This window comes from Streptomyces sp. TLI_185, assembly GCF_003814765.1.
Taxonomy (GTDB): domain Bacteria; phylum Actinomycetota; class Actinomycetes; order Streptomycetales; family Streptomycetaceae; genus Streptomyces.
In genome coordinates this window covers 8,658,740-8,676,017 of record NZ_RKRB01000001.1, presented here as the reverse complement: position 1 = coordinate 8,676,017, position 17,278 = coordinate 8,658,740, and the positions used below count along the sequence as shown (strand labels likewise).

19 protein-coding genes are annotated in these 17,278 nt (G+C 71.6%); 11 read left to right on the top strand and 8 right to left on the bottom strand.

What is annotated here, in order from left to right; translation table 11 throughout:
* The first annotated feature begins 211 nt into the window (after positions 1-211).
* The 3 genes from galE (at position 212) to idi (ending at position 3,118) form a co-directional block, all read left to right on the top strand.
* Complete coding sequence (gene galE, locus EDD92_RS39860; protein ID WP_123968793.1) at positions 212-1,177, top strand: UDP-glucose 4-epimerase GalE; 966 nt, start codon at positions 212-214, stop codon at positions 1,175-1,177.
* Between the two features lie 149 nt (positions 1,178-1,326).
* Entirely contained in the window at positions 1,327-2,268 is a 942-nt protein-coding gene (locus tag EDD92_RS39855) for a cation diffusion facilitator family transporter (RefSeq protein WP_123968792.1), read from the top strand.
* A gap of 256 nt (positions 2,269-2,524) precedes the next feature.
* Complete coding sequence (gene idi / locus EDD92_RS39850) at positions 2,525-3,118, top strand: isopentenyl-diphosphate Delta-isomerase (RefSeq protein ID WP_030936227.1); 594 nt, start codon at positions 2,525-2,527, stop codon at positions 3,116-3,118.
* A 6-nt stretch (positions 3,119-3,124) separates the two neighbouring features.
* Here the strand turns inward: idi and EDD92_RS39845 are convergent, their stop codons facing one another.
* Positions 3,125-3,637, bottom strand: a complete 513-nt coding sequence (locus EDD92_RS39845; protein ID WP_123970755.1) for an ATP-binding protein — start codon at positions 3,635-3,637, stop codon at positions 3,125-3,127.
* A gap of 245 nt (positions 3,638-3,882) precedes the next feature.
* Between EDD92_RS39845 and EDD92_RS39840 the strand changes: the two genes are divergently transcribed.
* Positions 3,883-4,632 (top strand): enoyl-CoA hydratase/isomerase family protein, encoded by a 750-nt coding sequence (locus EDD92_RS39840; protein WP_123968791.1) that lies wholly within the window; start codon positions 3,883-3,885, stop codon positions 4,630-4,632.
* On the opposite strand, the gene EDD92_RS39835 is transcribed toward EDD92_RS39840, so the two are convergent.
* Complete coding sequence (locus EDD92_RS39835; RefSeq protein WP_123968790.1) at positions 4,619-5,254, bottom strand: DJ-1/PfpI family protein; 636 nt, start codon at positions 5,252-5,254, stop codon at positions 4,619-4,621. The two genes, EDD92_RS39840 and EDD92_RS39835, sit on opposite strands and share 14 nt — an antisense overlap.
* A gap of 10 nt (positions 5,255-5,264) precedes the next feature.
* The gene (locus EDD92_RS39830) at positions 5,265-6,230 is read right to left on the bottom strand and encodes a GlxA family transcriptional regulator (protein WP_123968789.1); all 966 of its coding nucleotides are present in this window, start codon (positions 6,228-6,230) and stop codon (positions 5,265-5,267) included.
* 113 nt (positions 6,231-6,343) lie between these two features.
* On the opposite strand from EDD92_RS39830, the gene EDD92_RS39825 reads away from it, so the two are divergent.
* The 4 genes from EDD92_RS39825 to EDD92_RS39815 all read left to right on the top strand — a co-directional run bounded on the left by EDD92_RS39825 (position 6,344) and on the right by EDD92_RS39815 (position 10,656).
* Entirely contained in the window at positions 6,344-7,213 is an 870-nt protein-coding gene (locus tag EDD92_RS39825) for an SCO6745 family protein (protein WP_123968788.1), read from the top strand.
* A gap of 72 nt (positions 7,214-7,285) precedes the next feature.
* Positions 7,286-7,417, top strand: coding sequence for an LPFR motif small protein (locus EDD92_RS51655; RefSeq protein WP_260327084.1), 132 nt, complete (start codon positions 7,286-7,288; stop codon positions 7,415-7,417).
* Positions 7,418-7,517: 100 nt separating this feature from the next.
* Positions 7,518-9,920 (top strand): Tex family protein, encoded by a 2,403-nt coding sequence (locus tag EDD92_RS39820; RefSeq protein ID WP_123968787.1) that lies wholly within the window; start codon positions 7,518-7,520, stop codon positions 9,918-9,920.
* A gap of 172 nt (positions 9,921-10,092) precedes the next feature.
* Complete coding sequence (locus EDD92_RS39815) at positions 10,093-10,656, top strand: putative glycolipid-binding domain-containing protein (protein ID WP_123968786.1); 564 nt, start codon at positions 10,093-10,095, stop codon at positions 10,654-10,656.
* A gap of 10 nt (positions 10,657-10,666) precedes the next feature.
* On the opposite strand, the gene EDD92_RS39810 is transcribed toward EDD92_RS39815, so the two are convergent.
* On the bottom strand, positions 10,667-11,245 hold the full coding sequence (locus tag EDD92_RS39810) for a TIGR03086 family metal-binding protein (RefSeq protein WP_185124274.1): 579 nt from the start codon (positions 11,243-11,245) through the stop codon (positions 10,667-10,669).
* Between the two features lie 76 nt (positions 11,246-11,321).
* Positions 11,322-11,744 carry an SRPBCC domain-containing protein gene (locus tag EDD92_RS39805; RefSeq protein WP_123968784.1) on the bottom strand — a complete coding sequence of 141 codons (423 nt, stop codon included), beginning with the start codon at positions 11,742-11,744 and terminating at the stop codon, positions 11,322-11,324.
* Between the two features lie 118 nt (positions 11,745-11,862).
* Here EDD92_RS39805 and EDD92_RS39800 point away from each other — a divergent pair, with 118 nt between their 5' ends.
* Together EDD92_RS39800 and EDD92_RS39795 are read left to right on the top strand one after the other, a co-directional pair.
* A complete protein-coding gene (locus EDD92_RS39800; RefSeq protein ID WP_123968783.1) occupies positions 11,863-12,186 on the top strand; it encodes a helix-turn-helix transcriptional regulator in 324 nt (107 codons plus the stop codon).
* Complete coding sequence (locus tag EDD92_RS39795; protein WP_123968782.1) at positions 12,183-12,620, top strand: SRPBCC domain-containing protein; 438 nt, start codon at positions 12,183-12,185, stop codon at positions 12,618-12,620. The genes EDD92_RS39800 and EDD92_RS39795 overlap by 4 nt, the downstream gene beginning before the upstream one ends.
* 30 nt (positions 12,621-12,650) lie before the next feature.
* Here EDD92_RS39795 and EDD92_RS39790 read toward each other — a convergent pair whose 3' ends face one another.
* The 3 genes from EDD92_RS39790 to EDD92_RS39780 form a co-directional block, all read right to left on the bottom strand.
* Entirely contained in the window at positions 12,651-13,130 is a 480-nt protein-coding gene (locus EDD92_RS39790) for a DUF1003 domain-containing protein (RefSeq protein WP_123968781.1), read from the bottom strand.
* 149 nt (positions 13,131-13,279) lie between these two features.
* The gene (locus EDD92_RS39785; RefSeq protein ID WP_123968780.1) at positions 13,280-14,920 is read right to left on the bottom strand and encodes an ABC-F family ATP-binding cassette domain-containing protein; all 1,641 of its coding nucleotides are present in this window, start codon (positions 14,918-14,920) and stop codon (positions 13,280-13,282) included.
* Between the two features lie 168 nt (positions 14,921-15,088).
* A complete protein-coding gene (locus EDD92_RS39780) occupies positions 15,089-16,111 on the bottom strand; it encodes an oxidoreductase (RefSeq protein WP_123968779.1) in 1,023 nt (340 codons plus the stop codon).
* Between the two features lie 114 nt (positions 16,112-16,225).
* On the opposite strand from EDD92_RS39780, the gene EDD92_RS39775 reads away from it, so the two are divergent.
* Entirely contained in the window at positions 16,226-17,134 is a 909-nt protein-coding gene (locus EDD92_RS39775) for an FAD-dependent oxidoreductase (RefSeq protein ID WP_399185526.1), read from the top strand.
* Positions 17,135-17,278: the final 144 nt, after the last annotated feature.

Genomic DNA, 17,278 nt, shown 5'->3' with positions numbered 1-17,278 from the left:
GCACCAGGCGGGCGGCATGTCGGCAGAGGCTATCGGATGCCCGGAGAGCGGAGTTCACCGCCCGTTCACGGGCCGATCAACGCCGTCTCCACTGGCCTTTGCCGCGATCATCATCGGTGATCCGGGGTCCCGCCGACAAACCGCGCTGCCCAGATCAGGCATCCCGGGACATTGGGGATCGCCGGGTGCCGTCGGCATAGGGTGGGCGACCATGACATGGCTGATCACAGGCGGAGCGGGATACATAGGGGCCCATGTGGTGCGGGCCATGACCGGCGCCGGGGAGCACGTCGTGGCGCTGGACGACCTCTCGGCCGGGTTCCCCGCTCGGCTGCCGGCAGACGTGCCGCTCGTCGAGGGCTCGACGCTCGACGGCGACCTGCTGAAGCGGGTGTTCGCCGAGTACGGGGTGACCGGCGTCGTCCACCTCGCCGCGCGCAAGCAGGTCGCCGAGTCCGTGGCGCAGCCCACCCGCTACTACCGGGAGAACGTCGGCGGTCTCGCGACGCTCCTGGAGGCGGTCGCCGAGGCCGGGGTCGGGAAGTTCCTGTTCTCCTCGTCCGCGGCCGTCTACGGCAACCCCGATGTGCACCTCATCACCGAGGACACCCCGTGCGCGCCGGTGAACCCGTACGGCGAGACCAAGCTCACCGGCGAGTGGCTGGTCCGGGCGGCGGGCCGCGCACACGACATCTCCACGGTCTGTCTGCGCTATTTCAACGTGGCGGGCGCTGCCGCACCCGAGCTGGCCGACACGGGCGTCTTCAACATCGTCCCCATGGTCTTCGACCGGCTCACCCGTGACGAGGCCCCGCGGATCTTCGGCGACGACTATCCGACGCCGGACGGCACCTGCATCCGCGACTACATCCACGTCGCCGACCTGGCCGAGGCGCATCTGGCCGCGGCACGGCGGCTCGGCGGCCGCGGCGGTGACCTCACGGTGAACATCGGCCGCGGCGAGGGTGTCTCCGTCCGCGAGCTGATCACCGTCATCGGCGAGGTGACCGGCGACCGCCGCCCGGCCCTCGTCGAGGGCCGCCGGCCCGGGGACGCGCCCCGTGCGGTCGCCTCCGCCGCCCGGGCCGCCGAGGAGCTGGGCTGGACGGCCCGGCGCGGGGTGCCCGAGATGGTCGGGTCGGCGTGGCGGGGCTGGCTGCTGCACCATGGCAAGTGACAGCACGGCAAGGGAACTGAGGCTGCCCTGACCTGCATATCGTTTCCGCAGGTCAGGGCACATGACAACGGTGTTCAGTGCCGCGTTGCCCGATACCCCCCGCCCGTAGTTCACTGTCATCCCGGGCGCAACACAGGAGGGCGGCTGCCATGGGGGCTGGGCACGATCACGGGCACGGGCACTCGCATGCCCCGCCCACCGGTACGGCCGCGGCGGCGTACCGCGGGCGGCTGCGCGTCGCGCTGTCGATCACGCTCACCGTCATGGTGGTCGAGATCGTCGGCGGTCTGCTCGCGGACTCCCTCGCGCTGATCGCGGACGCAGCCCACATGGCGACCGACGCCCTCGGGCTGGGCATGGCCCTGTTCGCGATCCACTTCGCCAACCGGCCACCGAGCGGCAACCGCACCTTCGGGTACGCCCGCGCCGAGATCCTCGCGGCGCTCGCCAACTGTCTGCTGCTGCTCGGCGTCGGCGGCTACGTCCTGTACGAGGCGATCCAGCGGTTCCTCACGCCGGCCGACACCGCGGGCGGGCTGATGATCGTGTTCGGTGCGATCGGCCTGGTCGCGAACATGATCTCGCTGACGCTGCTGGTGCGTGGCCAGGCGGAGAGCTTGAACGTGCGCGGCGCGTTCCTGGAGGTCGCTGCCGACGCGCTCGGCTCCCTCGCAGTGATCATCTCCGCGCTGGTGATCCTGGCCACCGGCTGGCAGGCCGCCGACCCGATCGCCTCGCTCGTGATCGGCCTGATGATCGTGCCGCGCACCTGGAAGCTGCTGCGCGAGACCCTGGACGTCCTGCTGGAGGCGGCCCCCAGGGACGTCGACATGGCGGACGTAAGGGCCCACATCCTCGACCTGGACGGGGTCGAGGACGTCCACGACCTGCACGCCTGGACGATCACGTCCGGGATGCCGGTGCTGTCCGCGCACGTGGTCGTGCGTTCCGACGTGCTCAGCGCGATCGGCCACGAGAAGATGCTCCACGAGCTCCAGGAGTGCCTCGGCGACCACTTCGACGTGGCGCACTGCACCTTCCAGCTGGAACCGGGCGGGCATGCGGAACACGAGGCGAGGGTGTGCCATTGAGGCAGGTGGGCCGCATCTTGGCCGGAATGCAGCCGTCCGGCGCGGCCCGGCGTCGTTAAGCCTCACAGCGATGCCCTGGAACGGTTCCCTGCCGAGCACTACGGGCACGATCAACTACCGGGCCCCTCTTCCGGTCTTCAACCGGTGACGGCCGTGCCCGCGCCGCGCGCGGGACATGCGGGCGCGCCGCGAAGTGCCGGGAGTGCCGGATTCGTACGGCAGACTTGGGGCGCGAAGACCGATGTGAAGGATGGGTATGCCGATCACACCTGCCACCGCGACGCACACTTCGTCGAACGGCGCCGCAGACGCGATTTTGCTGGAACTGGTCGACGAGAACGGCGTCACGATCGGCACCGCGGAGAAGCTCGCCGCCCATCAGCCGCCGGGTCAGCTGCACCGCGCCTTCTCCGTCTTCCTCTTCGACGAGCGCGGCCGGCTGCTGCTGCAGCAGCGGGCGCTGGGCAAGTACCACTCCCCCGGTGTGTGGTCCAACACCTGCTGCGGCCACCCCTACCCCGGCGAGGCGCCCTTCGCGGCGGCGGCCCGGCGCACGTACGAGGAGCTGGGTGTGTCCCCCTCGCTGCTCGCCGAGGCGGGCACGGTCCGCTACAACCACCCGGACCCGGACTCGGGCCTGGTCGAGCAGGAGTACAACCACCTGTTCGTCGGGATGGTGCAGTCGCCGCTGCGGCCGGACCCGGAGGAAGTCGGCGCGACGGCGTTCGTGACGCCCGCCGAGCTTGCGGAGCGGCACGCCAAGGACACCTTCTCGTCCTGGTTCATGACCGTGCTGGACGCGGCCCGCCCGGCCGTCAGGGAGCTGACCGGCCCGTCGGCCGGCTGGTGACCTCCGTCAGAGCACCCTCAGGGGTTTGAGCGGCAGGGCGGCCCAGATCACCTTGCCGCCGCTCGACGTGTGCTCGACGTCGCACACCCCGCCCGCCTCCCGGGCGACCTCGCTGACCAGGAGGAGCCCTCGGCCGCCCTCGCCGCTGTGATCGGTCTCCAGAGCGGTCGGGCGGTAGGGGTGGTTGTCCTCCACGGACACCCGCACCCACTCGGCGCCGACGGCGACCTCCACTGCGAGCATCGGGGACAGCAGCGCCGCGTGCCGGACGGCGTTCGTGACCAGCTCCGAGACGATCAGCAGCAGGCCGTGCACCAGGTCTTCGGAGACGGGCACCCCCTGGCGGTAGAGCAGGTCCCGTACGGCGTGCCGCGCCTGCGGGACCGAAGCCTCGATGGCGGGCGCGGTGAACCGCCAGACGCCTTCGTACGGCAGCGGCTCCGCAGGCGGCCCCGGGTCGCGGGGTTCGGCGGCGCCGCCTTCTGGGCGTGGGCCGGACCCGCGCCCATGGTTGTCCATCGTCCGGTCGCCACCCTTGCGCTCGATTGTCACCACACGTCGAGTGTTGGGAACGACCCGCAGCACTCCGGATGACTGAACACAAGTCAGCAGGTATCGAGCACTTATGACCGCCTGCGTATGACACGGTCAGTTGTGGGACTGGTCTTTTCACCCTTCAGCCGACTTCGCGAACTCTTCGGGTTGTACGGGTTAGGGCGCCCCCTTCTTGATCACGTGCCCGGCTCGGCGGCTAGCATCCGGCCATGGAGCCCCAGCTGTTGCACAGCGTCACCGACTCGGTCGCCACCGTCGTCATCCACCACCCGGCGAAGCGCAACGCCATGACGGCCGCGATGTGGGCCGCCCTGCCGCCGCTGCTCGACGCCCTCGCGGCCGACCCGGGCGTACGGGCGCTGGTGCTGACCGGCGAAGGCGGGACGTTCTGCGCGGGGGCCGACATCTCCACGCTGCAGGGGTCGCCGGAGGAGGCGCAGTCGCTCGCGGTGCGGGCCGAAGAGGCCCTGGCCGCCTTTCCGAAGCCGACTCTCGCCGCGATCCGCGGGCACTGCGTGGGCGGCGGGTCGCAGCTGGCGGCGGCCTGCGATCTGCGGTTCGCCATGGAGGGGGCGCTGTTCGGGGTGACGCCGGCGAAGCTCGGCATCGTGTATCCGGCCTCCTCCACGCGCCGGCTGGTGTCGCTGGTGGGTCCGGCCGCCGCCAAGTACCTACTGTTCTCGGGCGAGTTGATCGACGCGGAGCGGGCGCTGCGCACCGGCCTGGTGGACGAGGTGCTGCCGCAGGGCGAACTCGCCAAGCGGGTCGCGGAGTTCACCCGGATCCTGGTGTCGCGTTCGCAGCTCACCCAGGCCGCGGCGAAGGAGTTCGCGAACGGGCGCACCGACCGGGACGCGTACTGGACGGAGCAGGCGCGCGGCAGTGGCGACACCGTGGAGGGCGTCGCCGCGTTCCTGGAGCGCAGGCAGCCGCGCTTCACCTGGACTACGTCAGGATGAAGCGGCTCTTGGAGCGGAACTCCTCGACGAGGTGCGCGGGCGCCTTCTCGGGCGACCCCGCGTCGTAGGGCGGCTGCGGGTCGTACTCGGTCAACAGCTGGACGGCCTGGGCGTGTTCGTCACCGGCGATCCGGCCGAGCAGGGTCAGGCCCATGTCGATGCCGGAGGAGACACCGGCCGCGGTGACGTACTTGCCGTCGAGGACCACCCGCTCCCCCGTGGGCTCGGCGCCGAACTGCTTCAGGAAGTCCAGGGCCAGCCAGTGGGAGGTGGCGCGGCGGTCCCGCAGGAGGCCTGCCGCGGCCAGGAGCAGGGATCCCGTGCACACGGACGTCGTCCAGGTGCTGGTGGTGTCGGCGGTGCGCAGCCAGTCCAGGAGGGTCTCGTTCTCCATCTGCGGGGTCTGCCCGGGGCCGCCCGGGACGATCACGATGTCGGGGCTCGCCACCTCGGCCAGGGTCCGGTCGGCGACGATCGCGAGGTTCCCGGTGTCGGTGCGGACGGGGCCGGTCCGTTCGGCGACGAAGACGGTCTCCGCGTCCGGGAGGCGCCCCAGGGTCTCGTACGGGCCCACGGCGTCGAGGGCGGTGAAGCGGTCGAAGAGCACGATGGCGATCTGCATCGGGTTCCTTTCAGCGGGTGGGTACGGGGCGGAAGCGGCGGCGGTACTCGGCCGGGGCCGTGCCGAGGGTTCTGACGAAGGCGCGGCGCATGGCCTCGGGGGTGCCGTAGCCGCTGGCGCGGGAGATCTCCTCGATGCCGTCGGCCGTGTCCTCCAGCAGGCGGCGGGCGTGTTCGAGGCGCACGCGGTCGACGTAGCGGCCCGGTGTCATGCCGGTCTCCGCCTGGAAGGCGCGGGCGAAGTGGCGGGGCGAGAGGGCGGCGCGGGTGGCGAGGGACTCGACGTCCAGGTCGGCGCCCGGGTGCTCGGTGATCCACTGCTGGACCTCGCGCAGCGGTTCGCGCCGGGCGGTCTGGGCGGCGAGCTGGGCGCTGAACTGCGCCTGGTTGCCGGGCCGGCGCAGGAAGACGACCAGGTGGCGCGCGATGGTCAGCGCCGCCTCCCGGCCCAGGTCCTCCTCGACCAGGGCGAGCGCGAGGTCGATGCCCGAGGTGACGCCGGCCGAGGTGAAGACGTGTCCGTCACGCACATAGATGGGGTCCGGGTCGACCTCGACGGACGGGTGGTCGCGGGCGAGCCTGTCGCAGTACGCCCAGTGGGTCGTGGCGCGGCGGCCGTTCAGCAGACCCGCCTCCGCGAGCAGAAGGGCACCGGTACAGACGGAGACGAGGCGCTCCGCACGCGGGCCGCACTCGCGCAGCCAGTCGGTCAGCCGGGGGTCGCGCTCCGGCCGGCGGGTGCCCTGGCCGCCCGGCACGAGAAGGGTGTGCGGGGCGGGCGCGTCCGCGAGGCTCTGGTCCGGTACAAGGGTCAGGCCGCTGGAGGTGCGTACGGGCGCGCCGTCCAGGGAGGCCGTACAGAGGTGGTAGGTGCCCGGGCTGTGCAGCTCGGCGCCCGCGAAGACCTCCAGGGGGCCTGTGACGTCGAGGCTCTGGACGCCGTCGAAGAGGACGAGCAGGACGGTTCGCTGCGGCATACCCACGATTCTTGGCAGCCGGGCGGATGGCCGCAATGACGAGTTCCCCACCTTTCCTGCCATCCGGAGCACGGCACTGGAGCCCGTACCGACCAGTCGGTAACCTGCCGGGCATGACTACTGCCGCCCTTGATCCGCACGCCGGCCGCCGCTGCCACAACGCGCTCAACTCCCTGCACGCGACGTACTACTTCTCGCCCGACCTGAGCAGGGAACTGGGCGCTCTCGGCATCACACACCCGAGGGCCGTCAACCTCGCCGCGCGGGCGGCAGCGCTGGGCGCGGTCGGGCCGGGCACGGTGACGGCGACGTTCTACAACTACAAGTACGAGCTCGTGGCCCGGTATGTGCCCGCCGTCTGGGAGAGCGCCGCGCCCGCGCAGATCCTGGCCGCACGCGCGCGTGCCGTCGATGCGACCCTGCGCCGCCTGCTCGGCGAGGACACCGTGGCGTCCCAGGAGATGGCGGAAGCGGCGCGGCTGGCGCTGCGGGCCGCGGAGGCCTGTTCGCGCGCGGCCCGGCCGCTGTACTCCGCGCACGCCGACCTGCCGGTGCCCGACCAGCCGCATCTGGCGTACTTCCACGCCACCACGCTGCTGCGCGAGCACCGCGGCGACGGGCATCTCGCCGTGCTGATGTCCGCGGAGCTGGACGGCCTGGAGGCCGTGGTGACGCACACCGCGACCGGCAAGGGCATGGCACCGAAGTGGGTGTTCGGCAGCCGCGGCTGGAAGCAGGAGGACTGGGACGCGGCCTGCGGGCGGCTGCGGGAGCGCGGGCTGCTGGACGAGGCGGGCGAGCTGACGGAGCGGGGCATCGCGCTGCGGACGGAGATCGAGGCGGAGACGGACCGGCTGGACCGGGCGCCGTACGAGCACCTGGGGGCGGAGGGCGTCGCCCGGCTGACGGAGCTGGGGACGGGGTTCGCGCGGGCCGCATTCGCCGCCGGGGCCTACCCGGCGGATCTGATCGGCAAGCGCTGACGAAAGCCGGGTACCCGGACCTCGCCCGGCCACCGCGGTCGGGCGGGAAACCGGATCAGAAAGGGGAATTTCGTGTTCCGCGCCATTGCAGACGTGCTGCGGCAGATCGCCGGAGCGATCGCCACCGTCGTCACACTGCCCTTCCGGGCACTGGCCCGGCTCTTCGGCGGAGCCTCTGGTTCCGCGCGGGGCCACAGGGCCTGATCCCGCCGTCCCGCCTCGCCGGTTGCCGCCCTGATCCCCGACTGTCGGTGCCGCCTGCCACAATTGCGGCGCAACCTCAGTGAGAAGGCGGTACGGGATCGTGACGACACCCGGGTCCAGCGCAGTCGGGACCATCGAAGGCAGGATCGCCGAGGAGCTCGGCGTACGGGAGCGGCAGGTCAAGGCTGCCGTGGAACTGCTGGACGGCGGTTCGACGGTGCCCTTCATCGCCCGCTACCGCAAGGAAGCGACCGAGATGCTCGACGACGCGCAGCTGCGCACGCTCGAGGAGCGGCTTCGCTATCTGCGGGAGCTGGAGGAGCGGCGGACCGCGATCCTGGAGTCGGTGCGCGAGCAGGGCAAGCTGACCGCGGAACTGGAGGCGCAGATCCGCGGCGCGGAGACCAAGGCGCGGCTCGAGGACATCTACCTGCCGTACAAGCCCAAGCGCCGCACCAAGGCGCAGATCGCGCGCGAGGCCGGGCTCGAGCCGCTCGCCGAGGGCCTGCTCAGCGATCCGACGGTCGAGCCGCTCGCCGCGGCCGCCGCGTTCGTCGACGCGGACAAGGGCGTCGCCGACCCGCAGGCCGCCCTGGACGGCGCCCGCGCGATCCTCACCGAGCGGTTCTCCGAGGACGCCGACCTGATCGGCGAGCTGCGTGAGCGCATGTGGGTGCGCGGGCGACTGGCGGCCAGGGTGCGGGACGGCAAGGAGGAGGCGGGCGCCAAGTTCGCCGACTACTTCGACTTCGCCGAGCCGTTCACCGAACTGCCCTCGCACCGCATTCTCGCCATGCTGCGCGGCGAGAAGGAGGAGGTCCTCGACCTCGTCCTGGAGCCGGAGGAGCCCACGGACGGCCCCTCGTCGTACGAGGGCATCGTGGCCTCGAAGTTCCAGATCGCCGACCGCGGCCGTCCCGCCGACAAGTGGCTGACGGACACGGTCCGTTGGGCCTGGCGCACCCGCATCCTGGTGCACCTCGGCATCGACCTGCGCCTCAGGCTGCGCACGGCCGCCGAGGACGAGGCGGTGCAGGTGTTCGCGGCGAACCTGCGCGACCTGCTGCTCGCCGCCCCGGCCGGCACGCGCGCGACGCTGGGCCTGGACCCCGGTTTCCGTACGGGTGTGAAGGTCGCCGTCATCGACGCCACCGGCAAGGTGGTGGCCACGGACGTCATCTACCCGCACGTCCCGGCGAACAAGTGGGACGAGGCGATCGCCAAGCTGGCCCGCCTGGCGAAGGAGCACGCGGTCGAGCTGGTCGCGATCGGCAACGGCACGGCGTCCCGCGAGACCGACAAGCTCGCCGGTGAACTCATCACCAAGCACCCCGAGTTGGGCCTCACCAAGGTGATGGTGTCCGAGGCGGGCGCGTCCGTGTACTCGGCGTCCGCGTTCGCCTCGCAGGAGCTGCCCGACATGGACGTGTCGCTGCGCGGCGCCGTCTCCATCGCGCGCCGTCTCCAGGACCCCCTGGCCGAGCTGGTGAAGATCGACCCCAAGTCGATCGGCGTCGGCCAGTACCAGCACGACCTGTCCGAGGTGAAGCTGTCGCGCTCGCTGGACGCGGTGGTGGAGGACTGTGTGAACGGCGTGGGCGTGGACGTCAACACGGCGTCGGCCCCGCTGCTCGCCCGGGTCTCCGGCATCACCTCGGGGCTGGCCGAGAACATCGTGGCGCACCGCGACGCCAACGGCCCCTTCAAGTCGCGTACGCAGCTCAAGAGTGTGGCGCGGCTCGGCCCGAAGGCGTACGAGCAGTGCGCGGGCTTCCTGCGGATCCGCGGCGGCGACGACCCGCTGGACGCCTCCAGCGTGCACCCGGAGGCCTACCCGGTCGTCCGGCGCATGGTGAAGACGTCCGGGCAGGAAGTGGCGTCGCTCATCGGCAACACGGGCGTGCTGCGTTCGCTGAAGCCGGGTGAGTTCGTGGACGAGACGTTCGGTCTGCCGACCGTCACCGACATCCTCAAGGAGCTGGAGAAGCCCGGACGCGACCCGCGGCCCGCGTTCAAGACGGCCACCTTCAAGGAGGGCGTCGAGAAGATCTCCGACCTGGCCTCCGGGATGGTCCTGGAGGGCGTGGTCACCAATGTGGCGGCCTTCGGGGCGTTCATCGACGTCGGTGTCCACCAGGACGGTCTGGCGCACGTCTCCGCGCTGTCCAAGACGTTCGTCAAGGACCCGCGGGATGTGGTGAAGCCGGGGGACATCGTCAAGGTGAAGGTGCTGGACGTCGACATTCCACGCAAGCGGATCTCGCTGACGCTGCGGCTGGACGACGAGGCCGCACCGCAGGGTGACGGCGGCGACCGTCGGCAGCGGGGAGCGCGTCCGCCTCAGCAGCGGCAGCAGCAACGGCAGGGCGGAGGCCGCGGCGGACAGGGCGGAGGCCGGGGCGGACAGGGCGGAGGTTCGCGGCAGGCGGCGGCGCCTGCCAACAGTGCGATGGCCGATGCTCTGCGCCGGGCCGGGTTGCTTGATCCGAAGGGTAAGCGGTGAGCTGAAGGGGAGGTCGTGGGGAATCTGCGGGCCGGTTGTGGCTGGTCGCTCCCCCCGCTCTCGACTTCGCTCCAGCGGAGGGACCCCCATCGCGGCGGAGCCGCATATCGACGCAGCCCCGCGCCCCTGAAGAAGGGGCGCGGGGCGCCCTTTCAGACCTAAAGTGGCTGGCATGGTCGCTGCGCACGCCGTCACCTGGGAAGTGCTGGAGAGCCGGGGGTACGAGACCGCCTGGGTCGAGTTCGCCGACGGCTCTCTGCGGGCCCACGGCCGGGCCGTCGGGACCGTTCCGGAGCCGTATTGGATCTCGTACGAGCTCGAGACCGGTGAAGGATTCGTGACCCGGCGGCTGGTGGTCACTGCGGAGACCGAGACCAGTACCCGCACCCTCGATCTGCGGCGCGACGACGCCGGGCGGTGGACCGCGGACGGCGAACCGGTGCCCGGTGTCGAGGATGCGCTCGACTGTGATCTGGGACTGTGCCCGCTCACCAACACCATGCCGGTGCTGCGGCACGACCTCCATCGGGCGCCCGGCGAGCGGGAGTTCCTGATGGCGTGGGTGTCGGTGCCGGGCCTGGTGGTGCGGCCGTCGCAGCAGACCTACACCCACCTGGGGCGCACCAACGGCGGCGGCCATGTCCGGTTCGCATCCGGCGAGTTCCGCAGTGACCTGGAGTTCGACGCGGAGGGCTGCGTCGTCGACTATCCCGGGCTGGCGACGCGCCTGCGCTGAAGCCGCGCTCTCAGCCGTTCCAGGCGGGGTTCCTCCCGCTGATGCCGAGCGCCCGGTGGAAGGCGGGGGCGTCGGAGGGAACCGGCACGGGCGGGCCGTAGCTGCCGTTGCCGCGTGCCTGCTCGGCGAGCTGCTCGACCACGCCGACCGCTGCCCGCTCGGTCTCCTGGCTGAGGTCGAAGGAGCGGCCGGTGGCCTGGGCCAAGTCCCAGCCGTGCAGGGCGAGTTCGTGGAGCGTGATCGAGGCGGCCAGGGAGGCCGGCATCTCCCCCGGGCCGAACTCGGTGGTGCCGTCGTAGGCAGCCGGGTCCGACCAGGCCGCCGCGGCCCGGCCCGCGGAGTCGGCCAGCGCCTGCGGTGTCATGGCCGGGGCAGCGGAGTCCTCACCGGGCTGCGCCTCCCTGCGGGCGGCGCGCGCGGCGGACAGGAGGGTTCCGCCCAGATGGTCGACGAGTTCGGCGACGGTGAACTTCTCGCACGGGGTGCGGTCCTGGAGCTGTTCCTCGCGGATGCCGGAGGCCGTCGCTGCGACGGCTTCGGCGCATTCGCGGATGGCGGGGTGCAGTGTGCTGTGCTGGGTGGCGTTCACGGGTTCTCTCCCTGCGGTGGTTTCTGACGGGCCGGCCGGGTTGCGGTTGCGGTTGCGGTTGCGGTTGCGGTTGCGGTCAGGCTGTGAAGAACGGGGCGGGTTCGCCAGTCTCGGCGTACCGCTTGAGCTGCACGAACTTCGTCGCCCAGCCGTAGGTGAAGTCGCGGTAGGCGTCGTCGACGGCGGGGAAACCGCTGTGGGTGAAGCGCAGGGTGACGCCGCCCTCCGGGCGGGCCAGGAGCTCGTAGACCTGCTCGGTTCCGGTCCAGGGGCCGTTCTCCCCCGCCAGGACCAGCCGCTTGCCGGGCTCCGCCTCCGTGACGCGCAGCCGCCATGCCCCGGGCACGCCCGGAAACTCCAGCTCGTGCAGGCTTCCCACGCCTTCGCCGGCAGCGGCCGTGGTGGTGAACCAGCCGTGGATCCCGTCGGCCGTGGAGATGGCGGTGTACACGGTCTCCGGGTCGGCCTCGATGGTCAGTTGCATCGCGATGTCGGGCATGACGTGTGTTCCTTCCGCAGGCGCTCAGGCCTGGAACTTCCGAGACCTTCGTTTTAGTGATGACTAAAATGTAGTCCCGAGGCTCCGGCAAATTCAAGTGGTGACTAAAATGAACTCCATGGACGCGGTACAGGTGGTCGCCGAACCCCGGCGACGCGAGATCCTCCGCCTGGTGTGGGACGAGGAGCGGTCGGCGGGTGAGATCGCCGACCGGTTCGACGTCACGTTCGGCGCGGTCTCCCAGCACCTCAAGGTGCTCAGGGACGCCGGTCTGGTTACGCTGCGCCAGGACGGCAAGAAGCGGTTCTACCGTGCCGACCGTGAAGCCCTCGGTCCGCTGGCCGCGTATCTGCAGTCCATGTGGGCGGACAGGCTGGACACGCTCGCCGAACTGTCCGAGGCGGCGGAACGCGCGGAGCGCGGCGAAGGGACGGACACGTGAGCGTCAATGCGGTCACCCTGGAGAGGCTCATCGCCGCGCGACCGGAGACGGTGTTCTCCTTCTTCACCGACCGGGACAAGTGGCTGTCCTGGATGGGCGCGGACGGCACGTTCAGCTTCGAGCCCGGTGGCGCCTACCGGACGCGGGTCAACGGCGACAACGTCGCGGAGGGCCGTTTCGTGGAGATCGACCCGCCGAAGCGGGTGGTCTTCACCTGGGGCTGGGCCGAGGGCGAGATGCCCGTGCCGCCCGGCTCCACCACGGTCGAGATCACCCTGGAACCGGTCGCCGAGGGCACCCTCCTCCGCCTCGTCCACCGCGACCTGCCGTCCCCCGAGGCGTCTGCCGCGCACCGGGAGGGCTGGACGCACTACACCGGCCGACTCGCCACGGTGGCGGCGGGCGGCGACCCAGGGCCCGACGACTGGATGTGAGCCGATCCGCTCAGCTCTGCGCCGGCCCGCTCAGCTCTGCTTGGGAGGCGGCGCGGTGCCGCCGTTCATCCGGGCGCGGTTCTCCGCGAGCAGTTCCTGAACGCGCCGCTCGACCTCCACGGGGTCCACACCGAGGGAACGGCCGATGTGGACGGCCCACACCTCCGAGCGCACATTGGTCTCGAAGTCCAGGTCGGCGCGGACGTTCTCGCGGGCGGCCTGGCGGTTCTGGCTCACCATCACGAAGGTGGACAGGAAGATCGCTTCCAGGCTGACGATCATGGTGAGCAGTCCGAAGGGGTACGGGTCCCAGACCGCCCCCTTGCCGAAGGCCCCCTCGTTGCACACGATCCACACCGCGAACCACAGGGCGTGCAGATAGACGAAGGCCATGGTCCCGGCGAAGGCGGTGATCGCGTCCGCGATCCGGTCCTGGGTGCCGCGCATCCGTGCAACGACGTCCTGCTCGTGCACGATCCGCACGGCCGGCCGCTTCGCCTCAGAACCCATGGCCCCTCCTTGTGACGCGATGGGCCGTCGATCACCTGCGGCACCATCGTGGCTGGTCGCCCCCGCGGCGGGGCCGCCTGTGCAACAGCCCCGCGGCCCTTCAGGGCGCTACCCCGAGCCGCAGCGGACTTCCCCCGGCCTGCTCCTGCTCAGCGCTCCGTGACTTTTCCGTCCGCCACCTCAAGCCGCCGGTTCACATGGACCGCGTCCAGCATGCGGCGGTCGTGGGTGACCAGGAGGAGGGTGCCCTCATAGGCGTCGAGGGCCGACTCCAGCTGTTCGATGGCCGGCAGGTCGAGGTGGTTGGTCGGCTCGTCCAGGACGAGCAGGTTGACGCCCCGGCCCTGCAGGAGCGCCAAGGCGGCGCGTGTGCGTTCGCCCGGGGAGAGGGTCGCCGCCGGGCGCAGGACGTGATCGGACTTCAGGCCGAACTTGGCCAGCAGCGTGCGTACTTCGACCGGCTCGGTGTCCGGTACGGCGGCGCAGAAGGCGTCGATCAGGGCTTCCGTGCCGTGGAACAGTTTGCGGGCCTGGTCGACCTCGCCGACCAGGACGCCGGAGCCGAGGCTCGCATGGCCCGCGTCCAGGGGGATCCGGCCGAGCAGGGCGCCCAGCAGGGTCGACTTGCCGGCGCCGTTCGCCCCGGTCACCGCCACCCGGTCCGCCCAGTCGATCTGCAGGGAGACCGGGCCGAAGGTGAAGTCGCCGCGCCGGACCTCCGCGTCCCGCAGGGTGGCCACGACGGCGCCCGAGCGCGGGGCCGACGCGATCTCCATGCGCAGCTCCCACTCCTTGCGGGGCTCATCGACCACGTCGAGCCGCTCGATCATGCGCTGGGTCTGCCGGGCCTTCGCGGCCTGCTTCTCGCTGGCCTCGCTGCGGAACTTGCGGCCGATCTTGTCGTTGTCGTTGCTCGCCTTGCGGCGGGCGTTCTTGACGCCCTTGTCCATCCAGGAGCGCTGCATCTGGGCCCGGTCCTGGAGGGCGGCGCGCTTGTCGGCGTACTCCTCGTAGTCCTCACGGGCGTGCCGGCGGGCGACGTCCCGCTCCTCCAGGTAGGCCTCGTAGCCGCCGCCGTAGAGCGTGATCTGCTGCTGGGCGAGGTCGAGTTCGAGGACCTTGGTGACGGTGCGGGTGAGGAACTCGCGGTCGTGGCTGACGACGACGGTGCCGGCGCGGAGGCCGGAGACGAATCGCTCCAGGCGTTCCAGGCCGTCCAGGTCGAGGTCGTTGGTCGGCTCGTCGAGGAGGAAGACGTCGTAGCGGGAGAGGAGCAGGGACGCGAGGCCGGCGCGTGCCGCCTGGCCGCCGGACAGGGAGGTCATCGGCTGGTCCAGGTCCACGGCCAGGCCCAGGGAGTCGGCGACCTCCTCGGACCGCTCCTCCAGGTCGGCTCCGCCCAGGTCGAGCCAGCGCTCCAGGCTGGTCGCGTACGCGTCGTCGGCACCGGGGGCGCCGTCGACCAGGGCCTGCGTGGCCTCGTCCATCACGCGCTGCGCCTCCGCGACGCCGGTGCGGCGGGCGAGGAACTCCCGGACGGTCTCGCCGGGGCGCCGCTCCGGCTCCTGCGGGAGGTGCCCGACGGTCGCGGTCGGCGGGGAGAGCCTGAGCTCCCCCTGCTCCGGCGCGAGCAGCCCCGCGAGCATCCTGAGCAGCGTGGACTTGCCCGCGCCGTTGGCGCCGACCAGCCCGATCACGTCTCCGGGCGCGACGACGAGGTCGAGCCCGGAGAAGAGCGAGCGGTCGCCGTGGCCGGCGGCGAGGTTCTTGGCGACGAGAGTGGCGGTCACAGAGGGCGATCCTAATGGGCGGGTCGGGTCGGACGCGCCCCGAAGGGGCGCGAGGCTGCATCCATATGCGGCTCCGCCGCGGGGGCGCGACCAGCCACGACGAACCCGCAGACGGCTGACGGCATCTCGCGGCACCCCCTCTCCCGTCGCGGCCCCCAAAGCGGAGCGCTATCGCGCCATCGCCTCCACCAGCACGCTCCCCGCCGTCCGTGCCACCACGAACGACTCCCCTTTCACCGCCTTGGCGTCCAGGGCGATGCGGTGGCGGCCCGGTTCGAGGACGCCGTCGAAGACCTCGTGGGTGTGGGTGCGGTAGAGGCGGTCGAGGCGGTACGCGGTGAGGCGGACCCGGCAGGGTGAGGTGACCTCGACGCCCGCCTCGCCGTCGGCCGCCACCAGGCGGGTCAGGCGGCGCTGCTCCGCCGGACTGCGGTCCAGGGCGTGTTCGATCTGGGCGACGAGGAGCGGGACGATCGGGGCGAGGCCCTCGACGTACACCACGTCGACGCCCGCCTGCTCGAAGGAGCTGCGTACGGCGGCACGTTGTTCCCGGGTGATGGCGCGGCCGAAGGCGACGGCGCCGTAGGCGCGCAGTTCGTCGGCGGGGACGCCGTCGGCGTCGTGGGCGATGTCGGCGCCGATGCCGATGGTGCGCAGGGCGGCGGCGAGCTTGGCGAGCAGGGCGACTCGGGCGCCGATGAGCAGGACGCGGCGGCGGGCGCCCGGGGACTCGCCGTCGAGGAGGGCGGCCAGCGCCTCGCGGTACTCGGCGCCGTGGAAGCGGAAGGGCCCGATGCCGTGGTAACCGTTGAGTTCGAGGTCGGCGTGTTCGTCGGTCTGCCAGGCGAAGTCCCGCCAGACGTAGTCCTCGCCGTCCTGCTCGATGATCGCGGTGACCGCGCCGCAGGCCAGATCGGCGCACTCGGGGCAGCCGTAGATGACGTAACGGCCGTCCGGAAGCGGCGGGTCCGCCTCCAGAAGGAGGCTGCGGACCTGTTCGGTGAAGATCGCGGGTGGGATGTCGGAGGCGAGCGGGGAGACGGCGTCGAGGTCGGAGAGCCGGAACAGCAGCGGGCGTCCGTCGACGATGAAGTCCACGAAGTCCCGGTGCACTTGGTAGTCACCGTTGGCGAGGACTCCACCGGCACGCATCGCCGGTGCCAGGCCGAAGGTCGCGTACTCGGCAGACATGCTGTGAGTATCCCCAGAGTGGGAGCTGTCTGAGCACGGCATGACACATTCCGCTAACGTCCCCGCGTGGAGAGCCTGCGGAACAACGATGTCATCGTGGTGGGCGCCGGGGTCATGGGGCTGACCACGGCCGTCGTCCTCGCCGAGCGCGGCATACGGGTGCGGGTGTGGACGCGGGATCCCGTGGAGGCGACCACCTCGGCGGTTGCGGGCGCACTGTGGTGGCCGTACCGGATCGAGCCGGTCGCGCGGGCGCGCGCCTGGGCACTGCAATCGCTCGACGTGTACGAGGAGTTGGCGACGCGGCCCGAGTCCACCGGCGTACGCATGGTCGAAGGCGTACTGGGTGAGGCGGATCTCGACCGGGCCGAGGCGTGGGCGTCCGCCCGGGTGCGCGGGCTGCGGGCGTCGACGGCGGAGGAGTACGCCGGGAGTGGGCTGTGGGCGCGGCTGCCGCTCATCGACATGTCGACTCATCTGCCGTGGCTGCGGGAGCGGTTGGTGAAAGCGGGCGGGGTGGTCGAGGAGCGTACGGTCGGCGACTTCGCGGAGGTGGACGCGCCGGTGGTCGTCAACTGCGCCGGTCTTGGCGCGCGTTCGCTCGTTCCGGATGCGTCCGTGCGGCCCGTGCGCGGGCAGTTGGTCGTGGTGGAGAACCCCGGCATCCGCACGTGGCTCACTTCCACTGACGCGGACGGGGAGATGGCGTATTTCTTTCCGCAGCCCGGACGGCTGTTGCTGGGCGGTACGGCGGATGAGGATGCCTGGTCGCTGGAGCCGGATCCGGCGGTGGCCGAGGCGATCGTGCGGCGGTGTGCGGCGCTGCGGCCCGAGATCGCGGGGGCGCGGGTTCTGGAGCACCGGGTCGGGCTGCGGCCCGCGCGGGATGCGGTGCGGCTGGAGCGGGAAGTCCTGCCGGACGGGCGGGTGTTGGTGCACAACTATGGTCATGGCGGGGCCGGGGTGACCGTGGCCTGGGGGTGTGCGGGGGAGGCGGCCGGGCTGGCTTGCCCGGCCGCATAGCGCTCCGCGGGGGTGCCGCGAGGGGCCGTCTGTCGTGTGCGGCTCCGTCGTGGCTGGTCGCTCCCCCACTCTCGACTTCGCTCGAGCGGGGGGACCCCCATCGCGGCGGAGCCGCATATCGACACATCCCCGCGCCCCTGAAAG